16 protein-coding genes are annotated in these 20,166 nt (G+C 64.6%); 12 read left to right on the plus strand and 4 right to left on the minus strand.

All coding sequences use genetic code 11. The annotated features are described in order from the left end of the window. Positions 1-120: 120 nt before the first annotated feature. From F2P45_RS37550 to F2P45_RS21480, 10 genes are all read left to right on the plus strand, one after another. On the plus strand, positions 121-855 hold the full coding sequence (locus F2P45_RS37550; RefSeq protein ID WP_502572739.1) for an ATP-binding protein: 735 nt from the start codon (positions 121-123) through the stop codon (positions 853-855). After that, positions 852-1,541 (plus strand): response regulator, encoded by a 690-nt coding sequence (locus tag F2P45_RS21440; protein WP_166879741.1) that lies wholly within the window; start codon positions 852-854, stop codon positions 1,539-1,541. Before F2P45_RS37550 ends, F2P45_RS21440 begins: the two co-directional genes overlap by 4 nt. A 112-nt stretch (positions 1,542-1,653) precedes the next feature. Then, the gene (locus tag F2P45_RS21445; RefSeq protein ID WP_166879745.1) at positions 1,654-6,294 is read left to right on the plus strand and encodes a beta strand repeat-containing protein; all 4,641 of its coding nucleotides are present in this window, start codon (positions 1,654-1,656) and stop codon (positions 6,292-6,294) included. A 171-nt stretch (positions 6,295-6,465) separates the two neighbouring features. Next, on the plus strand, positions 6,466-7,383 hold the full coding sequence (locus tag F2P45_RS21450; protein ID WP_166879748.1) for an STM4015 family protein: 918 nt from the start codon (positions 6,466-6,468) through the stop codon (positions 7,381-7,383). A 48-nt stretch (positions 7,384-7,431) separates the two neighbouring features. Next, positions 7,432-8,529, plus strand: a complete 1,098-nt coding sequence (locus F2P45_RS21455) for an STM4014 family protein (RefSeq protein ID WP_166879751.1) — start codon at positions 7,432-7,434, stop codon at positions 8,527-8,529. Continuing rightward, positions 8,519-9,352 carry an STM4013/SEN3800 family hydrolase gene (locus tag F2P45_RS21460; RefSeq protein WP_166879754.1) on the plus strand — a complete coding sequence of 278 codons (834 nt, stop codon included), beginning with the start codon at positions 8,519-8,521 and terminating at the stop codon, positions 9,350-9,352. The genes F2P45_RS21455 and F2P45_RS21460 overlap by 11 nt, the downstream gene beginning before the upstream one ends. Continuing rightward, complete coding sequence (locus F2P45_RS21465) at positions 9,349-10,728, plus strand: STM4012 family radical SAM protein (RefSeq protein ID WP_166879756.1); 1,380 nt, start codon at positions 9,349-9,351, stop codon at positions 10,726-10,728. Before F2P45_RS21460 ends, F2P45_RS21465 begins: the two co-directional genes overlap by 4 nt. Further along, complete coding sequence (locus tag F2P45_RS21470; protein WP_229505210.1) at positions 10,722-11,684, plus strand: STM4011 family radical SAM protein; 963 nt, start codon at positions 10,722-10,724, stop codon at positions 11,682-11,684. The genes F2P45_RS21465 and F2P45_RS21470 overlap by 7 nt, the downstream gene beginning before the upstream one ends. A gap of 5 nt (positions 11,685-11,689) precedes the next feature. Next, on the plus strand, positions 11,690-12,211 hold the full coding sequence (locus tag F2P45_RS21475; protein WP_166879759.1) for a hypothetical protein: 522 nt from the start codon (positions 11,690-11,692) through the stop codon (positions 12,209-12,211). A 128-nt stretch (positions 12,212-12,339) separates the two neighbouring features. Further along, positions 12,340-13,857: a carboxylesterase/lipase family protein gene (locus F2P45_RS21480; protein ID WP_166879762.1), complete on the plus strand. Its 1,518-nt coding sequence runs from the start codon at positions 12,340-12,342 to the stop codon at positions 13,855-13,857. Between the two features lie 34 nt (positions 13,858-13,891). On the opposite strand, the gene F2P45_RS21485 is transcribed toward F2P45_RS21480, so the two are convergent. Together F2P45_RS21485 and F2P45_RS21490 are read right to left on the minus strand one after the other, a co-directional pair. Further along, positions 13,892-15,154 (minus strand): PepSY-associated TM helix domain-containing protein, encoded by a 1,263-nt coding sequence (locus F2P45_RS21485; RefSeq protein WP_166879766.1) that lies wholly within the window; start codon positions 15,152-15,154, stop codon positions 13,892-13,894. A 1-nt stretch (position 15,155) separates the two neighbouring features. Continuing rightward, on the minus strand, positions 15,156-17,303 hold the full coding sequence (locus F2P45_RS21490; RefSeq protein WP_166879769.1) for a TonB-dependent siderophore receptor: 2,148 nt from the start codon (positions 17,301-17,303) through the stop codon (positions 15,156-15,158). Between the two features lie 295 nt (positions 17,304-17,598). Here F2P45_RS21490 and F2P45_RS21495 point away from each other — a divergent pair, with 295 nt between their 5' ends. Further along, positions 17,599-18,042, plus strand: coding sequence for a hypothetical protein (locus F2P45_RS21495; RefSeq protein WP_166879773.1), 444 nt, complete (start codon positions 17,599-17,601; stop codon positions 18,040-18,042). 47 nt (positions 18,043-18,089) lie between these two features. Here the strand turns inward: F2P45_RS21495 and F2P45_RS21500 are convergent, their stop codons facing one another. Beyond that, entirely contained in the window at positions 18,090-18,659 is a 570-nt protein-coding gene (locus F2P45_RS21500) for a hypothetical protein (RefSeq protein WP_166879776.1), read from the minus strand. 124 nt (positions 18,660-18,783) lie between these two features. Next, on the minus strand, positions 18,784-19,719 hold the full coding sequence (locus F2P45_RS21505) for an NAD(P)/FAD-dependent oxidoreductase (RefSeq protein WP_166879779.1): 936 nt from the start codon (positions 19,717-19,719) through the stop codon (positions 18,784-18,786). 169 nt (positions 19,720-19,888) lie between these two features. Here F2P45_RS21505 and F2P45_RS35730 point away from each other — a divergent pair. Then, positions 19,889-20,166 (plus strand): hypothetical protein (locus F2P45_RS35730; RefSeq protein ID WP_223164802.1); only part of this gene is annotated, 278 nt, incomplete at its 3' end.

A 20,166-nucleotide genomic window follows, 5' to 3' on the forward strand; every position in this document is an offset into this window, starting at 1 on the left:
CGCGGCGGCTGGGAGCAGCCGCGCCCGTACTCCTTGCCACTGCGCCTGCTGATGCTGGCGGTCGTGCTGTTGACCGGCGCCGCCACCTGGCTGCTGCGCGCGCGTGGCTTGCGCAACAAGATGCTGCTGCGCAAGCTGGAGTCGGGCGAAGCGGCCCGGGTGCAGTGGGTGGCCGATACCTCGCACGAACTGCGCACGCCGATCACGATCCTGGCGACCCATCTGGACGCCATGCAGGACGGCATCATCGCCCCGACTCCGGACAAGCTGGCGGTCTTGTCCGACACGGTGAAAGAGATGGAGCGGCTGGTGACCGACCTGCACGTGCTGGCGCGTGCCGATGCCGGCGCCCAGGCTCTGCTGTGCCAGCAGGTCGATGTTGCCGAGCTGTGCAGCGAGGTGGCGGCGGCCTTCGCGCCGCGCCTTGCCAGCCATCCCTTGCACTATCGCCTGATCGACGAACTGGCGCCCGGCTGCCTGGTCCAGGGCGACCGCCAGCGTCTTGGCCAGGTGCTGACCAATCTGATCGGCAATTCGCTGCGCTACACCGATGCCGGCGGCGCCTTGCACCTGACCTTGGCGCTGGCCGGCCCGCACATCGTCATCCGGGTCGAGGATTCCGCACCCGGCGTGCCCGATGCCGCGCTGCCGCGCCTGTTCGAGAGGTTTTTCCGCGTCGACGAGTCGCGCAGCCGGGCCAGCGGCGGTTCCGGCCTGGGTCTCGCGATCTGCGAGGCCATCGTCGCCGGCCACGGCGGACGCTTGCAGGCCAGCCACTCGCCGCTGGGCGGCTTGCGTATCGACATCTTGCTGCCGGCCCATGCGCCGCATGCCCACCACGGAGATTGCTCATGACATTGCCCCTCGTATTGCTGGTCGAGGATGAGCCGCGCATTGCCGAGATTCAGCTTGCCTACTTGCAGCAGGCCGGCATGCGCCCCCACCACTTGCTGCGCGGCGACGAGGTGGTCGACTGGGTGCGCGCCAATATGCCCGACCTGGTCTTGCTCGACCTCATGCTGCCGGGGCTGGACGGCACCGCCGTGTGCAGCCAGCTGCGCGCATTTACGGACGTGCCGGTGATCATGGTCACCGCGCGGGTGGAAGAAATCGACCGCCTGCTCGGCTTCGACGTGGGCGCCGACGACTATCTGTGCAAACCGTTCAGCCCGCGCGAACTGGTGGCGCGGGCGCAAGTGTGCCTGCGGCGCCGGGGCAAGGCGGCAGGCGGGCCGCGCACGCCGACCAGCGCGCTGTCGATCGACGAGGAGCGCCAGTGCGCGACCTGGAACGGGGCGCGGCTGGAACTGACGGCGCAGCAATTTCGCCTGCTGAACGTGATGGCGCGCCAGCCCGGGCGTATCTTTTCGCGGGCGCAACTGCTGGAGCTGGCCTTCGAGGCCGGCAGCGAACGCTTCGACCGCGCCATCGACAGCCAGATCAAGAATTTGCGCAAGAAGCTGTCCCAGCAGGTGGCCGACCGGGAATTGATTCATTCCGTGTACGGCGTCGGCTACCGTTTCGAATGCCAGCCGGCATGATCGATCTTGTCCGGACACCATACCGGACGCCATACTGGACGCCATAATTGCGCCACATTTGCTCGTCAATATGCAGGCTCGGCAGACAGCCATCATGCTTTTGGGAGAGAAAATGGGTTTCACAAAATGGGTCAAGAAGACGGCCAAGAAGGTCGGCAAGTCGTTTAACGATGTTGTCAACGACACGGTCAAGGACATCGGCGGCGGCATCGACGATATCGGCAGCAGCTTCGACGATGTGGGCAACGCGGCGCGCGAGATCGCGGAAGATATCGCGGAACTGGGCTATACGAAGAAGAATTTCGGCAACGGCAACGACAATTTCACCTCCAGCTCGGTGGGCGGCAACTTTTTGTATGGTGGTGGCGGCAACGACACCCTGCGCGTCACGGCCGGCGCGTACAACGTGCTCAAGGGCGAAGACGGCGACGATACGCTGAGCGTGCAGGTCGGCGGCTACAACAAGCTCGACGGCGGCAACGGCAACGACAACCTGTCGGTCAGCGCCGGCGCGGACAACGTCCTGTTCGGCGGCGAAGGCGACGATACCATCTCGATTGGCGCCGGCGCGAGCGCCGAGATCGATGGCGGCGGCGGCAACGACCGCATCAACGTGGCGGCCGGCGGCGCGGTCAAGGTGAGCGACTGGCACGGCCACAACACGATCAATTACAACGCGCTGTCGGGGACGGTGAACACGGGCGGCGGCAACGATACCGTGACCGGCACCGGCGCCAAGAACACCATCAACACCAACGACGGCGACGACAAGGTCGAGCTGACCGGCGCCAGCAACAACGTCAACGTCGGCAACGGTAACAACAGCGTCAACCTGACGGGCGGCAGCAATGTGCTCAACGCCGGCAACGGCAACGACCGCATCACGGTCGGTGGCGGGCGCAACGTGGTTAACGCGGGCGACGGCGCGAATGTGGTCAAGGCGGACGGCATCGCCAACAAGATCGCAACCGGCAATGGCGCCGATAAGGTCAGCGTCGGCGCGGTGTCCAACGAGATCAGCACCGGCCAGGGCAACGACGAGGTCGTCGCCAGCAGCGCCAGCAATATCATCGATAGCGGCGACGGCAACGATACGGTCAAGGTCGACGGCGCGTCCAACATTGTCCGCACCGGCAACCACGACGACAGCGTCAACGCGAGCGGCGGCTCGAACCTGCTGGAACTGGGCAGCGGCAACAACAGCGCCAATGCGGCGGGCCTGTCCAACGTGATCAAGGCGGGCGACGGTAACGATACCGTGGTCGCCATGGGCGGCGTGAATACCGTGTCGGTCGGCCACGGCGCCAACAGCGTCACCGTCGGCGGCGGCGCCAACATCGTTACTACCGGCAACGGCAATGACAAGATCCACGCTTACGGCGGCAGCAACACCCTGACCATCGGCAACGGCAGCGACAAGCTGGTGGTGCTGGGCGGCGTCAACGTGGTGGTCGCCGCCGATGGCGGCGACAGCATCATCGCCGGTGGCGGCGGCAACGCGGTCGGCAGCGCGGGCGGCAATAGCAGTATCTTGGTCGGCGGCCTGCTGAACGTGGTGGCCAGTGGCGGCGGCGACAATCAGATCGGCGCGCTCGGCAATACCAATGCGCTGGCCGTCAACGGCGGCTCGAACCTGATGGTGGCGGTGGGCAACACCAACGTCGTGTTGTCGAACGGCGGCAAGAATACCGTGCTGGCGGCCGGCATGGGCAACCTGGTTGCGACCACGGTGGGCGGCAATACGGTGGCGGCGGTCGGCGGCGCCAACGTGATCCTGACCGAAGTGGGCGGTATGCTGGACGCCGCCAGCGGCGGCCTGGGCAAGGTACTGGCTGGCGCGATTCCGGACAAGACCGTTGCCACGGCCATCAACAGCGCCACCGGCAAGCTGAGCGGCGCGATCCAGAGCGGCAGCGGCAAGGACGTGGTGATCGCGGTCGGCGGCACCAACGTCATCTGCACGGGCGCGCAGGACGACGTGGTGGCGGCCATCGGCGGCAATAACGTGCTGCTCGCCAACGGCGGCAACAATGTCAGCACCGCCATCGGCTCGAACAATCTCGTGATCAATTCCGCCGGCAACAACGTGGTGACGACCCTGGGCAGCGCCAACGTGGTGCTGACCGGCGTGGGCGAGGGCATCACCGACCTGGCGAAGAAGCTGGACAAGGCCACGGCCGGCAGCGCCACCAGCGCGATCTCCAAATTCCTCGGCAACAACCTGGCCAAGGGCGACGGCAACGATATCGTCACCGCCATTGGTGGGGCCAATGTGATCTACACCGGCAGCGGCAACGATGTCGTCACCGCCCTTGGTTCGACCAACGTTGTATGGGCGGGTGCGGGCAACGACGTGGTGACGGCGGCCGGCTCCAACAATATCGTGTGGGCCGATGGCGGCGTCGATCTGGTGACCGCAGCCGGTAACAACAACCTGGTGGTGACAGGCAATTACGCCGAGGTGGCGGCCACCGCCGTCGGGCTGGCCGATGCGATCGCGGCCGGCGTCGCAGCGGTCGACCTGGTCGGCAAGGCCGGCTTGGGCGGCGCGGCGACCAGCCAGGGCGGCACCGACGTGGTGACCGTGATGGGCAAGAACAATGTGGTGGTCGGCGGCAGCGGCGCGACCGTCGTCACGGCGCTGGGCAGCAACAATCTGCTGGTGACCGGGGCAGGTAACGACGTCATCAGCGCGGCGGGCAGCAAGACCGGCATTGTGGCTGGCGCCGGCAACGATGTGGTGACCGCGCTCGGCTCGTACAACGTGCTGGTGGCGGGCGAGGGCAACAACGTGGTCACCGCCGTGGGCAAGGGCAACCTGCTCAGCGGCGGCAGCGGCAACGATGTGCTCACGGCGATTGGCGTGGGCTCGGCCGGTGCCAGCAAGTCGAACCTGAACGTGCTGCTGGGCGGCGACGGCAACAATGTCATGACGGCGGTCGGCAAGGACAATATTGCCATCAGCGGCAGCGGCAAGGATGTGCTGGTCATGGCCTCGTATGGTTCGCAAGAGAAAAAGACCGAAAGCGGCAAGGAAGGCGCCGACACCACGACCAATACCACCACCAGGTTCGACACCCAGGCGAACGTGGCCTGGACCGGCGGCGGCGACGATACGGCCGTGCTGTACGGCTCGCATAATGTGCTGGTGGCCGACGGCGGCAACGATACCGTGATCGTGGTCAATGCCGGCAGCAAGCTCGATTACAAGAGCGAAACGACCAACGGCGCCAAGGAAGTGGTGTCGTCGACCAAGGTGAACGCCGATACGGGCTTCAATTTCGTGCACACCGGCAGCGGCAACGACACGGTGGTGCTGGCAGGCACCACCACGGTCGGCATGGGCGGCGAGGGCAATGACGTGATCGTCACTGCGGCGCAGAACAATATCGCCATCGGCGGGGCGGGCAACGACATCATCATCGGCCTGTCCGAAATGACGGCGTTCAATGCGGTCGAGAGCCTGGTCGAGAACGACTACGAGTCGTCCGGCGACTGGATCGGCGCTGCCATGAACTACAACTTCGCCTCGTCCCAGGTCAAGGCCTTGACCAGCGGCAGCCTGAGCAAACTCAATTTGGTCGGCAATGTGTTGCTGGGCGGCGAGGGCAACGATACGGTGTTCGCCACCAACGCCGGCACCTATATCAGCGGCGGTAATGGCGACGACGTGATGATGGGCATGGGCTGGGGCGTGATTACCCAGTTGCTGGGCAAAAATGCGGCCACCTTGGGCGGTGCGATGGGCGGCGGCTTTGCCGATGTCAGCAAGTATCTGGGCGAGACCATGCTCAAGGACCTGTCGAGCAACTGGGATCAGATGGGCGCGGGCATCAAGGCCAAGCTGGCGGCGGCCACGGCCGGCGCCGGTGCGCTGGGCAGCAGCCTGGACGGCGTGAGCGGCAAGGCGCTCGATGCGGTGTCGGGCGTGACCGGGGTGGAACTGGGCGACTTCAATGTGGCCGGCGGCATCAAGAGTGCGACGAATGGCGTCTCGACCGGGGTCAACACGGCGCTGGCCGGCATCGGCAAGGGGTTCAGCTCCGCGGTGGATGCCGACGTGGCGGACGCCGACGTGGCCGGCGCGCTGGCCGACAGCGCCAGCTTCCTCGGCAGCAAGGTTGCGGCGGGCAGCGAGGCGACCTTCGACGGGCTGGCGTGGCTGACCGACAAGCTGGGACTGGACATGGACTTTGGCGATTTCAACGGCGCCGAAGGCCTGGTCGGCGGCTTCCTCGCCTATTTGATCGGTTACAAGTATGCCGGCGACAACGATCTGCATGGCGGCGCCGGCAACGACACCTTGTACAGCGGCATGGGCAACGATGACTTGCGCGGCGATAGCGGCAGCGACACCTATGTGGTCTCGATGGGCGATGGCAAGGATACGATCTACGAAAGCGCGGGCGGCAACGACATCCTCCAGTTTGCGGCCAACAGCATTTTCTCGGGCGTGACGATGCAGGCGGCCGGCGTGAAAGCCAATATCAGCGGCAAGGACCTGGTGCTCAATTACGTCAACGACAAGGTCTCGTTCGCCAAAGTCACCATCGCCGACTATGCCAGCGTCGACATGAAGGAAGTGCAGTTGATCGACCAGTCGGGCGTGCTGGTGTCTACTATCAGCATGCATAGCCTGATCGCCGGCGCTGGCGACAGCGACCCTTATGCGATGACCTCGGTGTGGACCGCGAACCACCTCGACGCCTTTGCCGAGCTCATTCTCGTGGGCACGCAGCAGCAGGCGGCCTAAGCCGGTTTGCGCGCAACAGAAAACGCAGCCTGTGCCAGGGCTGCGTTTTTTTGTTGTTGGTGTTCCTTGCGCCGTGTAGTCAAGGCAGAAATATTTCCATGGCATGGTAAAATTTTAAGATTGCCAGGGCGATGGGCGCCATCGGCTTCTACCTTTTTGCGGACGCACACCATGCCGATTTCAGAAGAAACTGTCACCTTTTTCAACCGGACGGTCACGGAATACGACCCTGCCGAGCCGGTCACCTTGTCGGACGATACCGTCTACCGTCTGTCGCTCGACTACGAAGATGAGCAGGCGATGTCGGAGCTGATCGAAGAATTCCTCGGCCGCATCGATAAAACCCAACTGACCGCGCTCATTATCGGCGCGTGGAGCGACGAATCCGACGTCAGTTCGGCCGCGCTCGTCGAAACCCTGGTCCAGCACGCCGGCGAGCTGCCGAACCTGCGCGCTCTGTTCATCGGCGACATGACGTACGAAGAGCGTGAAATTTCCTGGATTGTGCAGAGCGATCTGACGCCGCTGCTGAACGCTTTTCCGCAGCTGGAAGAGTTCCGCGTGCGTGGTACCGACGAGTTGAAGTTCCAACCGTTCACCCACGCCAAGCTGCGCACTTTGACCATCGAAAGCGGCGGCTTGCCGGCCAGCGTGGTCCAATCGTTGGCCGCCTCGACAATGCCTGCGCTGAGCCATCTGGAATTGTGGCTCGGTACCGATGGCTACGGTTTTTCGGGCAATGTGGCGCTCTATCAGGACCTGGTGGCCAAGCTGCGCACGCCGACCCTGGAGTACCTGGGCCTGCGCAATGCCGACATCGCCGATAAGCTGGCAGTGTGGCTGGCCGGCTACGAGCTGGTCGGCTGCCTGAAAACCCTCGACCTGTCGCTCGGCACCCTTGGCGACGTTGGGGCTGAAGCCCTGTTCAACAGCCCGTACGTGCCCAAGCTGCACACCCTGGACCTGGAGCATCATTACATTTCCGAAGAATGGCAGGAAAAGCTGAAGTCGTTGCCGATCACTGTCGATCTGTCCGATCCGCAAGACGACGATGACGACGGTGATCGTTACGTCGCTGTATCCGAGTAAGGTTCAGCCGGCGTGGCGCGCATGCCTGGCGATGGCGGCCGCGAATCCATGCCCTTCCTTGTGTTGGGCGTGCGTGGCGGCAAGCGGGAGAAGCTGACGCAGGCGGCGCGTGCCGGACTCGGTCTGCCGCCGGCGCGGGTGCTCGACTGGTGCGAATGGCTGCAACAGCCGTCCCTGCTGGCGGCCAGCCTGGCGCGTCCGTGCGTGTTCAAGATCGATTCGCCGGGCGACGATGCGCGCGTGCATGCGCGGCTGTTGCGGCTGGGCTGCGAGGCGCGGGGCCGCGCTGTGCCGCGCCTGCCGGAGATGGGCGAAATTGCCGTCTCGGGCGAATGGTTTGCCGGTTTGTCGCTGGCGCTGCGGCGCGTGGCCGATGAACTTTCGGCGCTGCCCCATGTCCAAGTAATGAATGCACCGGACGAACTGCTGCTGATGACCGACAAACTGGCTTGCCAGCAGCATTTTGCCGCGCGCGCGATTCCGATTCCGCGTTTGCTCGGTCCCATCGAGGGCTATGCGCACCTGCGCGCGGTGCTCGATGAGCACGACCTGCAACAGGTGTTCCTGAAAACGCGCTATGGATCGAGCGCGTCCGGCGTGCTGGCGTACCGGCGCAACGGGCGCGGGGCCGAGCAAGCGACCAGTTCGGCCGACCTGGTGCAAGGCGATGGCGGGGCGCGCCTGTATAACGTCAAGCGCCTGCGCACCTACAACGCGCAGGCCGACATTGCCCAGCTGATCGACTTGCTGGCGAGTCAGCAAACCTATGCCGAGGCGTGGATTCCCAAGCCGCGCCATGGCGATGGGCATTTCGATGTGCGCGTGGTGACCTTGGGCGGGCAGGCCGCGCACCGGGTGGCGCGGGTCGGTACGCGCATGATGACCAATCTGCACCTCGACAACCAGCGCGCCGATGTGGCCAGCTTGCTGAGCGAAAACGACCTTGCCGTGCTCGAGAAGGCAGCCTGCGCGGCGGCGGCCACCTTCCCGCACAGCCACGTGATCGGCCTCGATCTGGTGGTGCGCAAGGGGCGCGCCCATGTGCTGGAGGCGAATGCTTTCGGCGACCTGCTGCCCAAGCTGCTCTGGCGGGGCCGCGATACCTACGCGGCCCAGTTGCACAGTTTTGCATCCCATGAAGCCTGATCCGCGTTCGATTCCCGACATGAACCAGGTGGTCGGCAGCCACGACATTGTGTTCATCACGCTCGACACCCTGCGCTACGACGTGGCCCAGCGCCTGTACGAGGCGGGCGAGTTGCCGGTGCTGGGGCCGCGCCTGCCGCCCGGCGGCTGGGAGCGCCGCCACAGCCCGGCCAGCTTTACGTATGCGGCGCATCACGCGTTTTTCGCCGGCTTCCTGCCCACGCCCGACCATCCCGGACGCCATCCGCGCCTGTTCGCCACCTCATTCCGGGGCAGCGAGACGACCTCGGCCCATACCCACGAATTTGCGCAGGAAAGCGTGCCGGCCGGCCTGGCTGGCGCAGGATATCGCACCATCTGCATCGGCGGGGTCGGCTTTTTCAACAAGGAAACCGCGCTCGGTTGCGTGCTGCCTGGCATGTTCCAGGAAAGCCACTGGAAGCGTTCGCTCGGCGTGGACGGCCTGCATTCGACCGAACGCCAGGTGGCGCTGGCGATCGCGCGCCTGGACGCGCTCGGCCGCCAGCGCGTGTTCCTGTTCATCAATGTTGCGGCGATTCATTCGCCCAACCGGGGCTATCTGCCCGGCTGCACCAGCGACAATTTCGACAGCCATGCCGCCGCGCTGCGCTATGTGGACGGGGCGCTGGCGCCGCTGTTCGCGGCCTGCGCGGCGCGCGCGCCCACCTTTGCCATCGTCTGCTCCGACCATGGCAGCGCGTACGGCGAAGATGGCTTTCGCGGCCATCGCATCGCCCATGAAACCGTGTGGAACGTTCCATACGCCCATTTCTTTATCGACTTTAACGGAGCGACGCCATGAATCATCCCGCCACCCCAGGCACGCTCGCCCAGCGCATGCGCCACACGCCGTACCAGGCGTATTCCTATTCCTATCCGCACAAGGCGGCTTACCGCGCCCTGGCCGCGCCGGTTTCGCTGGCGCAGCTGTGGGCGGCGCAGGACCGCTCGGCCCTGTTCGCCTACATCCACATTCCGTTTTGCGAAATGCGCTGCGGCTTCTGCAATCTGTTCGCGATGGCGCGCCCCAGTCCGGAGATGGTGGAACGTTATGTGGCGCAGGTGGTCCAACAGATGCGTGTACTCGACCGGGTGCTCGGCGAGCGCAAGTTTGCCCGCTTCGCGCTCGGTGGCGGCACGCCCACGTTCTTGTCGGCGGCGCAGTTGCAAACGCTGCTTGAGGGCGCGCGCGATATTCTGGGCATCGATTTGCAGAGCACGCCGGCCGGCATCGAAGCCTCGCCCGAGACCGTCACGCCCGAGCGCATGGCGGTGTGCCGGAGCATGGGCATCGACCGGGTGAGCCTGGGTATCCAGAGCTTCGCGGCGGCCGAGATGCGCTCGCTGGCGCGGCCGCAGCAGAACGAGGTGGTGACAAGGGCAATCGGGCATATCCGCGCTGCGGGTTTTCCCACGCTCAATCTCGACCTGATTTACGGCATCGGCGGGCAGACGATTGAGAGCTTGCTGGCGTCGATCGACAGCGCCCTGGCGTTCAGGCCGGAGGAGCTGTATTTGTATCCGCTGTACGTGCGCCAGCATACGGGGCTGGGCAAGATTGCCAACAGAAAGGGGGCTGCCTCGTTCGATCCGATTGTGCTGAACCAGGAAGGCGACAGCCGCATGCAGCTGTACGAGGCCGCGCGCGACCATCTGCGCGCGCGCGGCTACGTGCAGGTGTCGATGCGCATGTTCCGCGCGCCGCACGCGCCGAGCGAGAGCGGGCCGTCCTACTGCTGCCAGAACGATGGCATGGTGGGGCTCGGTACCGGTGCGCGCTCGTACACGCGCGACCTGCATTATTCGACCGATTACGCGGTCGGGCGGGCCGATACGATCGGCATTATCGACAATTACCTGGCGCTGGACGCCGACAGTTTTACCCATGCGCACCATGGGTTCGCGCTGGGACCGGACGAGCAGCGGCGCCGCTACGTGATCCAGTCGCTGCTGACCGATCCCGGCCTCGATCCGGCCGCGTACACGCAGCGCTTCGGCGGCGATTGCATGCAGGACCTTCCGCAGCTGCATGAATTGGGCGAGCTGGGCTTGCTGGAAGAGGGCGCTGCGATCCTGCGCCTGAACGACCGCGGCTACGAATACGCCGACACCATCGGCCCCTGGCTGGCGTCGGAGGACGTGCGCCGGCTGATGGCGGACGGCGGCACGACATGCTGAGCATGCTGCCGGCTGCCGCGCTTGGCCAGGCGCAGCCGGCGCGGCAGGCGGAGCAGCCGGGGCGGCAGGGGGAGCAAGCAGCGCAGCCGGTGCTCTCGCTGCTGTACCGGGGCACGCTGTCCGGATGCAATTACGACTGTGCGTATTGCCCTTTCGCCAAGCGGCGCGACAGCCGCGCCAAGCTGGCGCGCGACGCGGCCGAGGTGGCGCGCTTAGTCGCCTGGGTGGGTGCGCAGGAGCGGCCCATCAGCGTGTTGTTCACGCCATGGGGCGAGGGCATGATCCGGCGCCATTACCGCGATGCGATCACGGCCCTGTCCGGTATGGCTCACGTGCGCCAGGTGGCGATCCAGACCAATCTGTCCGGGCCGCTGGCATGGCTGGAGCAGGCCGAGCGGGGCAAGGTGGGACTGTGGTGCACTTACCATCCGAGCCAGGTGCGGCTGGAACGTTTTGTCGAGCGCTGCGCGCGGCTGGCGCGCATGGGGGTCCACTTTTCAGTGGGCATCGTGGCCATGCGCGAGCATTTCGACGATATCCGCGCCTTGCGCGCTGCCTTGCCGGGTCAGCACTATCTCTGGCTCAACGCCTACGACCGGCGCGGGCCGGGGTATTACCAGGCCGAGGACCTGGCCTGGCTCGACGCCATCGACCCGTGGTTCCGCTACAGCCGCAATCCCGAGATGTCACGCGGAAAAGCTTGCCGGGCCGGCTCGGAGGCGCTGTCGGTGGACGGCGACGGCGAAGTGCAGCGCTGCCATTTCTTGCCGCAGCGCCTGGGTAATCTGTACCAGGATCGCCTGGAAGCCATGCTGGTCGAGAAGCCGTGCAGCCGCCTGCGCGCATGCGACTGCTATATTGGCTACGCGCACCGGCAGCAATTGCCGTTCTATGAGGACTTCGGCGCTGGCGTGCTGGCGCGCATTCCATTGCGTCTGGTGCCGGTACAGGGGTGATCGCCATGCCGCCGCACATCACGCATCCCCACCGCGTTCTCGTCGAGGCTGGCATGACGGGATGCTTCAGCTCGGAGCTTTTCTCCTTCGAACTGGTGCTGGGACCCGACCAAGCGCTTGTCAGATTTTCCAGGAGCGACGGCAAGGACTGTGGGGTGATTGGCGAACAGCGGGTGCCGGCCAGTGTTGCCGCCGATTTCATCGCGAAGATCAATGCAGTGCTTGCACGAGAGGAGAGGGGAAGCGGCGCACGGTACACCACGGCACATTTTGCCCGGATAGCCGAAGGCGAAGCGGGCAGTGCGCCGCTGCTCGATAGATGGTCGAACGACATGCCACGGGATTTTTTGGAAGAGGCTGTTGCCGATCCGGCAACGCTGCCTGCCCTGGCCGAACGGATACGTGCAGCACTGGCGCAGGACCCCTTTAACCGGGCGTTTGCTGTTGTTGTGTTGGCGCGCCAACTGGCGCAGCAGTTGGGGTATGGCCCGCTTCGCGCCAGCGGCATGCCGGCGGCGCAAGGCTGACTGTCGGGCATACGTTTTCCCCTTGCAGCTCGATATAGTGTGGTGCGTGGCGCTTTTCGCTATTGCACCAGCAGCATGCCGGGCGCAAAATCGATTGCATTGCATTGCAAGCACAAGGGAGACCGGGAATGGCGAATTTAGTGCTGATTGGCATGCTGGCAGCGGCGGTCACGGCATCCCCGGCGCCGCCGGCAACGCTGAAGGTGAGCGGCGGCAACGTTTCCGGCCTGGCCATGGCGGACGGCAGCACGATTTACTACGGCATCCCCTACGCGGCCGCGCCGGCGGGTGAGCGGCGCTGGAAACCGCCGGCCGAGCGCGCTCCGTGGAGCGGTGTGCTCGACGCGCGCAAGCCGGCGTCCGCTTGCGTGCAGGAAAATGTCGGCTGGAACGGGGAGTTCCTCGCCGGCGCCAGCGAAGATTGCCTGACGCTCTCGATCCGCGCGCCGGCCTCCGCCGGCAAAAGCCGGCTGCCGGTATTGGTGTATATCCATGGCGGCTCGAACTCCGCCGCCGGGGCGGGCAATATGGCGGAAGACGCGCTCCACCGCGAAGGCGTGCTGATGGTCAGGATTCAGTACCGGCTGGGCCTGTTCGGCTTCATGGGCCTGGATGCGCTGCGCGAGGAAAGTCCGAACAAGACGTCCGGCAACTATGCCTTGCTGGACCAGATTGCCGCGCTGAAGTGGGTCAAGGCCAATATTGCGGCCTTCGGCGGCGATCCCGGCAACATCACCATCAGCGGCAATTCCTCGGGCGCCTACGACGCGCTGCTGCTGACCATCTCGCCGCTGGCGAAGGGCCTGTTTCAGAAAGCCATACTGCAAGCGGCGGCGCCGGGTGCGCCCATGACGGCGCAGCAGAACGAGGAGCTCGGCAAGGTGGTGCTGGAGCGGCTCAAGCTGCCGCAGGGCGCGGCCGGCCTGGCGCAGTTGCGGGCGCTGCCGGCCGACACCATCATCAAGGCCGGGCTCAAGCTGCCGGTGCGGGCGGGGATTGATCCCAGTTTTTTGTGGGAACAACAGGTGGTCGACGGTTATGTTTTGCCGTACGCCTACAACGAGGCGTATGCAAAGGGCGCCGGACGCGGCATTGCCATCATCATCGGCAGCAACCGCCAGGAGCTCGGAGCCGACCGCAAGGCTGAGGTCGTGCCCGCCATGCTGGCGTCGGCGTTCGGGACGCAGGCGGGTGCCGCGCGCGCGCTCTATGGCGAGGATGCGCGCCTGGGCAGCATGCCGACCCAGCTGATGACCGATATGTGGTTTCGTTGCCCGGTGAACTGGCTGACCGCGCGCATGCTCAAGGCGACCCCGAAGGTGTGGCGTTACGAATTCGGTTATGGCGTGCCCGGCTCAGGCAGGCCGCCCGAACATACCAGCGAGATGCACTACGTGTATAACGCGGTGCCGGCCGCCGCGGTCGAGGGCGCCTGGCCGCCGCTGCAGCGCTACTGGGCCAATTTTCTGCGCAAGGGAGATCCGAACGGCAGCGGTTTGCCGCCGTGGCCGGCCATGGGGCCGCGCGCAAGCTATTTGTCGGTCGCGCCGGAAGGCACGGCGGCGGGGGAGGGATTGCGCTCGGCGATTTGCGAGCTGATGTACAAGGAACGCGATTATCCGGCTTCGCCGGTGGCGCCCGGATAATGCCCGGGTGCCACTGGCGCCGGTGTCGGCCGCCTTATTCGAGGACGGTGCTGGCGTTCTGAGGCAGTCGCTGGCGGGCAGGGACAGGCGCCGGGCTTGCGGCCGTAGCACGCGCCGCGAGCAGCCGCGCGCGCCGTTTGCGCACCCAGATGATCACCCCGGTCACGCTCAGCATGGCCACCACCACGCCCAGGAACGACAGGACGATGCGGCCCGGCAAGCCGGCGATGCGGCCGGAATGCAGGGGGAACTGGAGTTGCAGGAAGATATCGCCTGCGCTGCCCGTACCCGGTACGCGGTCGGCCACGAATTTGCCATCCTTGCCGTCGAAATACAGCCAGGAATTGCCCAGGCCGACATCGCCGTGATCGTTACCCGGCTGGAAGAAGCCGACGCCGTACAGCCCGAATGCGGAGGCGTAGAACACGCCGCCGACCGGGTCGGTCCAGCCGCGTTTGTTTCCTTCGGCACGCGCCAGCGCCATCACCTGCTCGCGGCTGACGAGCGCCGGAATCGGTTTTTCCGGCGGGTTCATGGTGCGCGTGGCGAACGCATCGGTGCTGAGCGTGGACACGGTCGAGAGCAGCGGGCGCACCACGCGGTCGGTCAGGTTCATCGATACCGAGGTGATCGCCAGCACCAGCAGCAACAGCCAGACCCACACGCCGCCGGAGCGGTGCAGGTCGAAGTTGAGCTTGGGGCCGCCTGCTTTCCAGCGGAAAGCGAACGACTTGCGCCAGCTGCGGACGTTGGGAAACGACAGATACAGGGCGATGAAGCAGTCGAGCACCCAGACGATGGCGATGATGCCCATGAACCAGATGCCCAGTTCCACGCCGCTCACTTCCGGAATATGCATCGAGTAATGCAGCTTGTACAGGAACGGCAGCAGGTTTTCGCGCGCGAGCGAAATCTCGCCCCACTGGCGTTTGGCCTGGATCTTGCCGGTCACGGGATCGACGCCGATCTGGTTATAGCCGAGCTCGTACGGCTTGCCGGTGGCCGGATCGATGGTGCCTTCGACCGACATCATCGAGGTGTGGCCCGGCTCGACCTCGGTCATCACATAGCCGATGCGCACGCGCGGATCGGCCGCTTCGATCGCGCGCGCCAGTTCCGGGCCGGGGATCTGGCGCTGGACCGTCTCGCCGCTGTGGGCGTGGAACAGGTCCGGATTGAGCGCCGCGTCGAGCTCGTGATCGAAGGAGATCAGGGCGCCCGTCGCACCGGAAATGAACAGGAAGATCGCAACGCCGAGTCCGAACCAGCGGTGGAGGATGACCAGTGCAGGGCGCATATCAGTATGTCCAGTTAAGGGTGGCGCTGGCGCTGCGTGGCGCCGCGTAATAGGCCTGGTTCCAGTACAGCGAGGTCAGGTACTTTTTGTCGGTCACGTTGTTCAGGTTCAGGGCCACGGTCATGTTGCGGTTGATCTCGTAACGTGCCATCAGGCCCAGGGTGGCGTAGCTGTCCTGGCGCGTGACGATGCTTGGCTCCTGCTCCTGCTTCTGCTCGCGCTCGATGTCGCTCTGCCAGTTCAGGTTGGCGCCGATCTTGAGCTGCGGCACGGCCGGCAGGCGCCAGGTGGTCGACATGCGCAGCAGGCGGCGCGGCACGTAGGTCTTGGTGGCCTTGCCCGCGCCATCTTCCACTTTCAGGTGGGTGTAGCCGACGCTGGCCAGCCAGCCTTTGGCCAGCTCGCCCGTCATTTCGAGTTCGGCGCCGGTCGATTCGGCATTGATGCCGCGATAGTAGGCCTTGCCGCCATTCATGTCGACCTGCTCGGCGGTATTGTCCTGGCGCGCGCGGAAGATGGCGCCCGAGTAGCTGGCCTTGCCGCCGAACAAATCGCCCTTGAAGCCAGCCTCGGCGCTGCTGCCCATGATCGGATCGAGCGCCACGCCGTTGATGTCCTGCTCGCTTTGCGGGCTGAAAATTTCGGTGTAACTGGTGTACAGGCTCAGCTGCGGCAGCACGTCGACAACCAGTCCCACGTAAGGCGAGGTCCGGCTGGCCGATTTCTGCTTGCTGCTGCCGTAGGACAGGCCGGTCGAATCGGCCTTGGTCGAGTTGAAGCCGGTCAGCAGCTTGACCTTGTCGGACAGCGCAAAGCGCGCCGCCGCGTACACGGTCTTGCGCACATCTTCGTAGGTGCTGCCGTCGAAGCGCTCGTCGAATTCCGGCAGCGGATAGCCGCCGGTGAAGTCGGTGCTTGCGGTCAGCGGGGTGCCGATGCCGCGGCCGTAGCCGGACAGGTCGTCCAGGCGCGAGCGCGACCAGCTGGCGCCGAAAGACAGATCGTGCTGGCGGCCGCCCAGGGTGAACTGTCCGCTCGCGCCGATGTCGAACAAGGTCTGGCTATGGTCCGAGCGGTAGGCCGAGGGGTACGAGAACAAACCGGCGCCGGTGGCTTTGTCGGGCGTGCCGTACACGTAGAACAATTTCGAGCGGGAGGATTCCTTGTTGTGGCTCAAGGTGGACTTGAGCGCCCAGCCCTGGCCCAGCTGATGGTTCAGCTCGACAAAGCTGCCATTGGTGGTGCTATCCCAGAACGACCAGTCGGCCGAGGTGTTGGTGCCGCTCGGGTAGTTGGTCGGGCTGCCATCGGTGTAGTACAGGGGCAGGGCGCCCCACATGCCGCCGTTGGACTTGTTGTCTTGCCAGGTGTGGCCGATGCTGAGCAGGGTGTCCTGGCCCAGTTTCGCTTCGACGATGCCGTAGGCGACGTTCTTTTTGGTCTCGTAGCGGTCCAGGTAGGAATCGCCCTGCTGGCTGGCGACCACCACGCGGCCCTTGACGCTGCCGCTGTCGTTCAGCGGGCTCGAGACATCGGCGTCGATGCGGCGCGTGTTCCACGAGCTCAGGGTCAGGCCGGCGTTGGCGGCAAAGGCGGCGCCGGGACGCTTGCGGATGAAGTTGACGGTCGCCGACGGGTTGCCGGTGGACGCGGCCAGGCCGTTGGCGCCGCGCACGATGTCGACGCGGTCGAACAGGGCGGTATCGAGGTTGCCCATCATGTTGCCGAAGACCAGAGGCGTGCCGACGCCGTCGACCTGGAAGTTGATGATGTCGAAACCGCGTGCAACATAATAGGTGCGTTCGGTTTCGACTTTTTCGACGGTGACGCCGGTGGTGTTGGCCAGCACGTCGTTGACGGTGTCGAGACGGAAATCATCCATGCGCGTGCGCGTGACGACGGAAACCGATTGCGGGGTTTCGCGCAGGGTCAGGTTGAGCTTGCTGGCACTGTCGCTCTCACGCACCTTGTAGCCGTTGTGGTCGTTCGCGCCGGTGATGGTGATGACCGGCAGGACGGCGGCCTCGGGTGCCTCGTCGGCGGCGCTGGCGGCGCCAGCATGGCCAAGCGCCACGGACAGGGCGAGGACCAGCGGACGCAGGCGTGGGTGGGAAAAGGACGAGACAGACGTGTTGATACGGCGAGGCATGCAAAAACTCCTGGTGTGAGAAAGATCGTCACTGGCTTGGAGGCTGCGCCTGGCTTGTCAACGATGTGATGCGGATGTGGTGCGCTGTCGTAAAAACAGATGCGAATGATTCTCATTTTACCAAAAATGGCAAGAGGACGCAAACGGCCATGCGGCTTAAGACATTGTCTTCATGAAATAACTGTTGCAAAAGGAGATGTTTGGGGCGGATTGGCTTGGCTGAACTGCCGCGCCGGGTTACGCTTCATACTGAAGTGAAGATTACTGGCAAGTAAACGGACTGGGAGAGTGACGGATGCGTTCTGGTGAACTGATGATGGTGGCGCTCCTGGCCTGTTCCGTTCCGGCGAGCGCATGTGATGCGCCGCTGATCACCATTGCCGATTACGTTCATGGCGCGGAGAATGGACGGCTTGTGTTCGTCGGCAGCGTGGGGTCGCCGGTGTCGCAAAAAGCGGGCGGCGTGGTGATCGAAGACGTGACCGTGCGCGTGCGCAGGGTGTTTGGAAAGAGCAATCTCCCTCCGACATTGCCAGTTCTAAATCGCATTACCGGCGGCATGAATCCCTGCGGGACCAGGGATTTTTCCGCCAGCGCCGGAGACCAATGGCTGATTTTCGGGCAGCGTGACGCGGGGCGCGTCTATCCGGATCTTCAACTGAGCCGCAAATTGGTCAACGGACACATTGACCAGTCGCTCTTGCGGCAGATCACACCGTCACTCCCGTCGGGAAAATGAGGGCGCTCGCGCGCCACCTGTGCACGTGCGCCTGCGCTGGCAAGCGCTCAATAATCGCAGCGGTAGAAATGCCCCATGATCGGCACCACGCGCCCGGCGCATTCGGAGAAGATGGACAGATCGCTGCTGGTCCACGCTGCGCTGTCCTGCGGCTCGGCAATGCGGCCGCTGGCGTCGTAGATCACGTAGGTGGTGTTGGTGCCGATTGTGCTCCAGTCGTACGCCAGTACAGGGCGCTTGCCGGGTGGATGGGTGACCAGCTTTTTATCGAAACTATGTCCTTCCGACATCAGTTGGACCACGTTCGAGGCGCGTCCCACGGTCGCTTGCAACAGTTGCGGCACAGAAAACAAGGCCGCCAGCACGACGATATAGGTTGCCATTGCCGCAGCGCGGCGCCAGCGGTGGTGCAGCAGGGCGCGTACCAGTCCGAACACGGAGCACAGTCCGCCGAGCAGGGCGACCGGGAGCACCAGCATGCCCGCCAGGCCGGAAAACGGCACGACAAGGACAAAGGTGAGCAGTGAAACGCTGAGAAGCCAGATGGGCCAGCTGAAGTAGGCGTCGCGGTCGTGAGCCTGCGATGCGTGTTTGCTGCCGTGCGCGATAGTTGACATGATCGTAATCTTTCGCAAGTGAACTGGCGACTTGTTTTTAGCGTCCTGGGCCAGTAGCGTGGCCTATATTGTCACTACCTTGCCGTTAGCGCAATTTGTTTTTTGCTGCCGTGCGGGACTTCCTCTATACGGAGCGCTCGCGAAAATGATAAGGAAGCACATTGTGAATGCGGGTCGCCGCCACTGCAGCTTGCCCGGCGGCTACACTTATCTGGTTCAATCCTTTGGCGACGTCGCCGATGGCGTACAGCCCCTCGACCGTCGTTTGCTGATGGTCGTCGACCTCCAGCTCCATGCAGGCGGCAGCGCGCGCCCCGAGCGCCAGCGCCAGGTCGGAGCGCGCCGTTTCGCCCAGCATGGGGTAGAGCACGTCGCTCTGCCAGGACTCGCCGTCTTCCGTATGCATGACCGGCGTCATGCGCTCGCTCATGGTCACGCCTTGGAGCGGCGAGGTGACGTAGCGAATTCCCGCATCACGCAGGCGCTGGCGGTCGGCCGGGTCGACCAGGGCAGTCCTGCTGCGTTCGAACAGCATCACGTCGGCCGAGAAGGTGCGCATGAACAGGGCGTGGCCGACCGGGTTGGTGTCCGACGTGACCACGGCAATCTTCTGGTCGAGCACGTCGAAGCCATCGCACACCGGGCACAGGCGGACCGCGCCGCAGCCCACGGCCTCGAGGAAGTGTTCGATCGGCATGCCGGTGTCGGTGATGCCGGTCGCCAGCAGCACTGTGCGGGCGCGGATTTCGCCGCCCTCGTACGCGGCCACGAAGCAGCCGTCTTCGCGGATCAGGCGCGTGACTTCGCCCTGGATCACCTCGCCCTCGTAGCGCTTGAGCTGGTCGCGCAATTTGTCGAGCAATTTCTGGCCATGGATGCCGTCCGGGAAGCCCGGATAGTTATGCGTGACGGGAATCCAGCCCAGCCGGCTGTTGCCTTTGTCGACCAGGATGACGTTGCGGCGAAAGCGGCGCAGGTAAATCGCCGCCGTCAGCCCGCCGGGGCCGCCGCCGATGATCAGGGTGTCGTGGATGACAGGGGAAGGAGTGTACGGAATCATGGGCGCATTATCCGGAAGGCATGGGCCGGGCGGCATCGGTGCGGCTCCCGCCGCAGGGTAAGACAGGGCTTACGCCATCGCTTGCGATCAGCGAATGGTTCGCCCTGTGCAGCCGCCCATGGCGTCGGAATCAGCCCCGCCATGAACAGCTACTTCACGTTCAGCTCGCTTGAGCGCAGTTATTGCGGAAGAAAAGCGATTCCAAATCCTTCATAGAGCTTATCCCAGTTTCCCTCCGGGGGCCATCCTGAAAATTTTGACTCCAGCTTACCATCTCGGAAAAACAAAAAGAGGCGAAACCCAATTGGAGACCTCGGGCCACGTAGCCGTTCACACCCCGAGCGGAATCTTTGGCAGCGCCGGCACCGTCAGACCGTTTCTGGCTGCGGCAATGACGCTGGCAATGAAGGTCCAAGAGGAGGCCGAACGTTTTCTGCACGTCTCGAT

This window comes from Massilia mucilaginosa, from assembly GCF_011682145.1.
GTDB classification, from domain to species: Bacteria; Pseudomonadota; Gammaproteobacteria; order Burkholderiales; family Burkholderiaceae_D; genus Telluria_A; species Telluria_A mucilaginosa.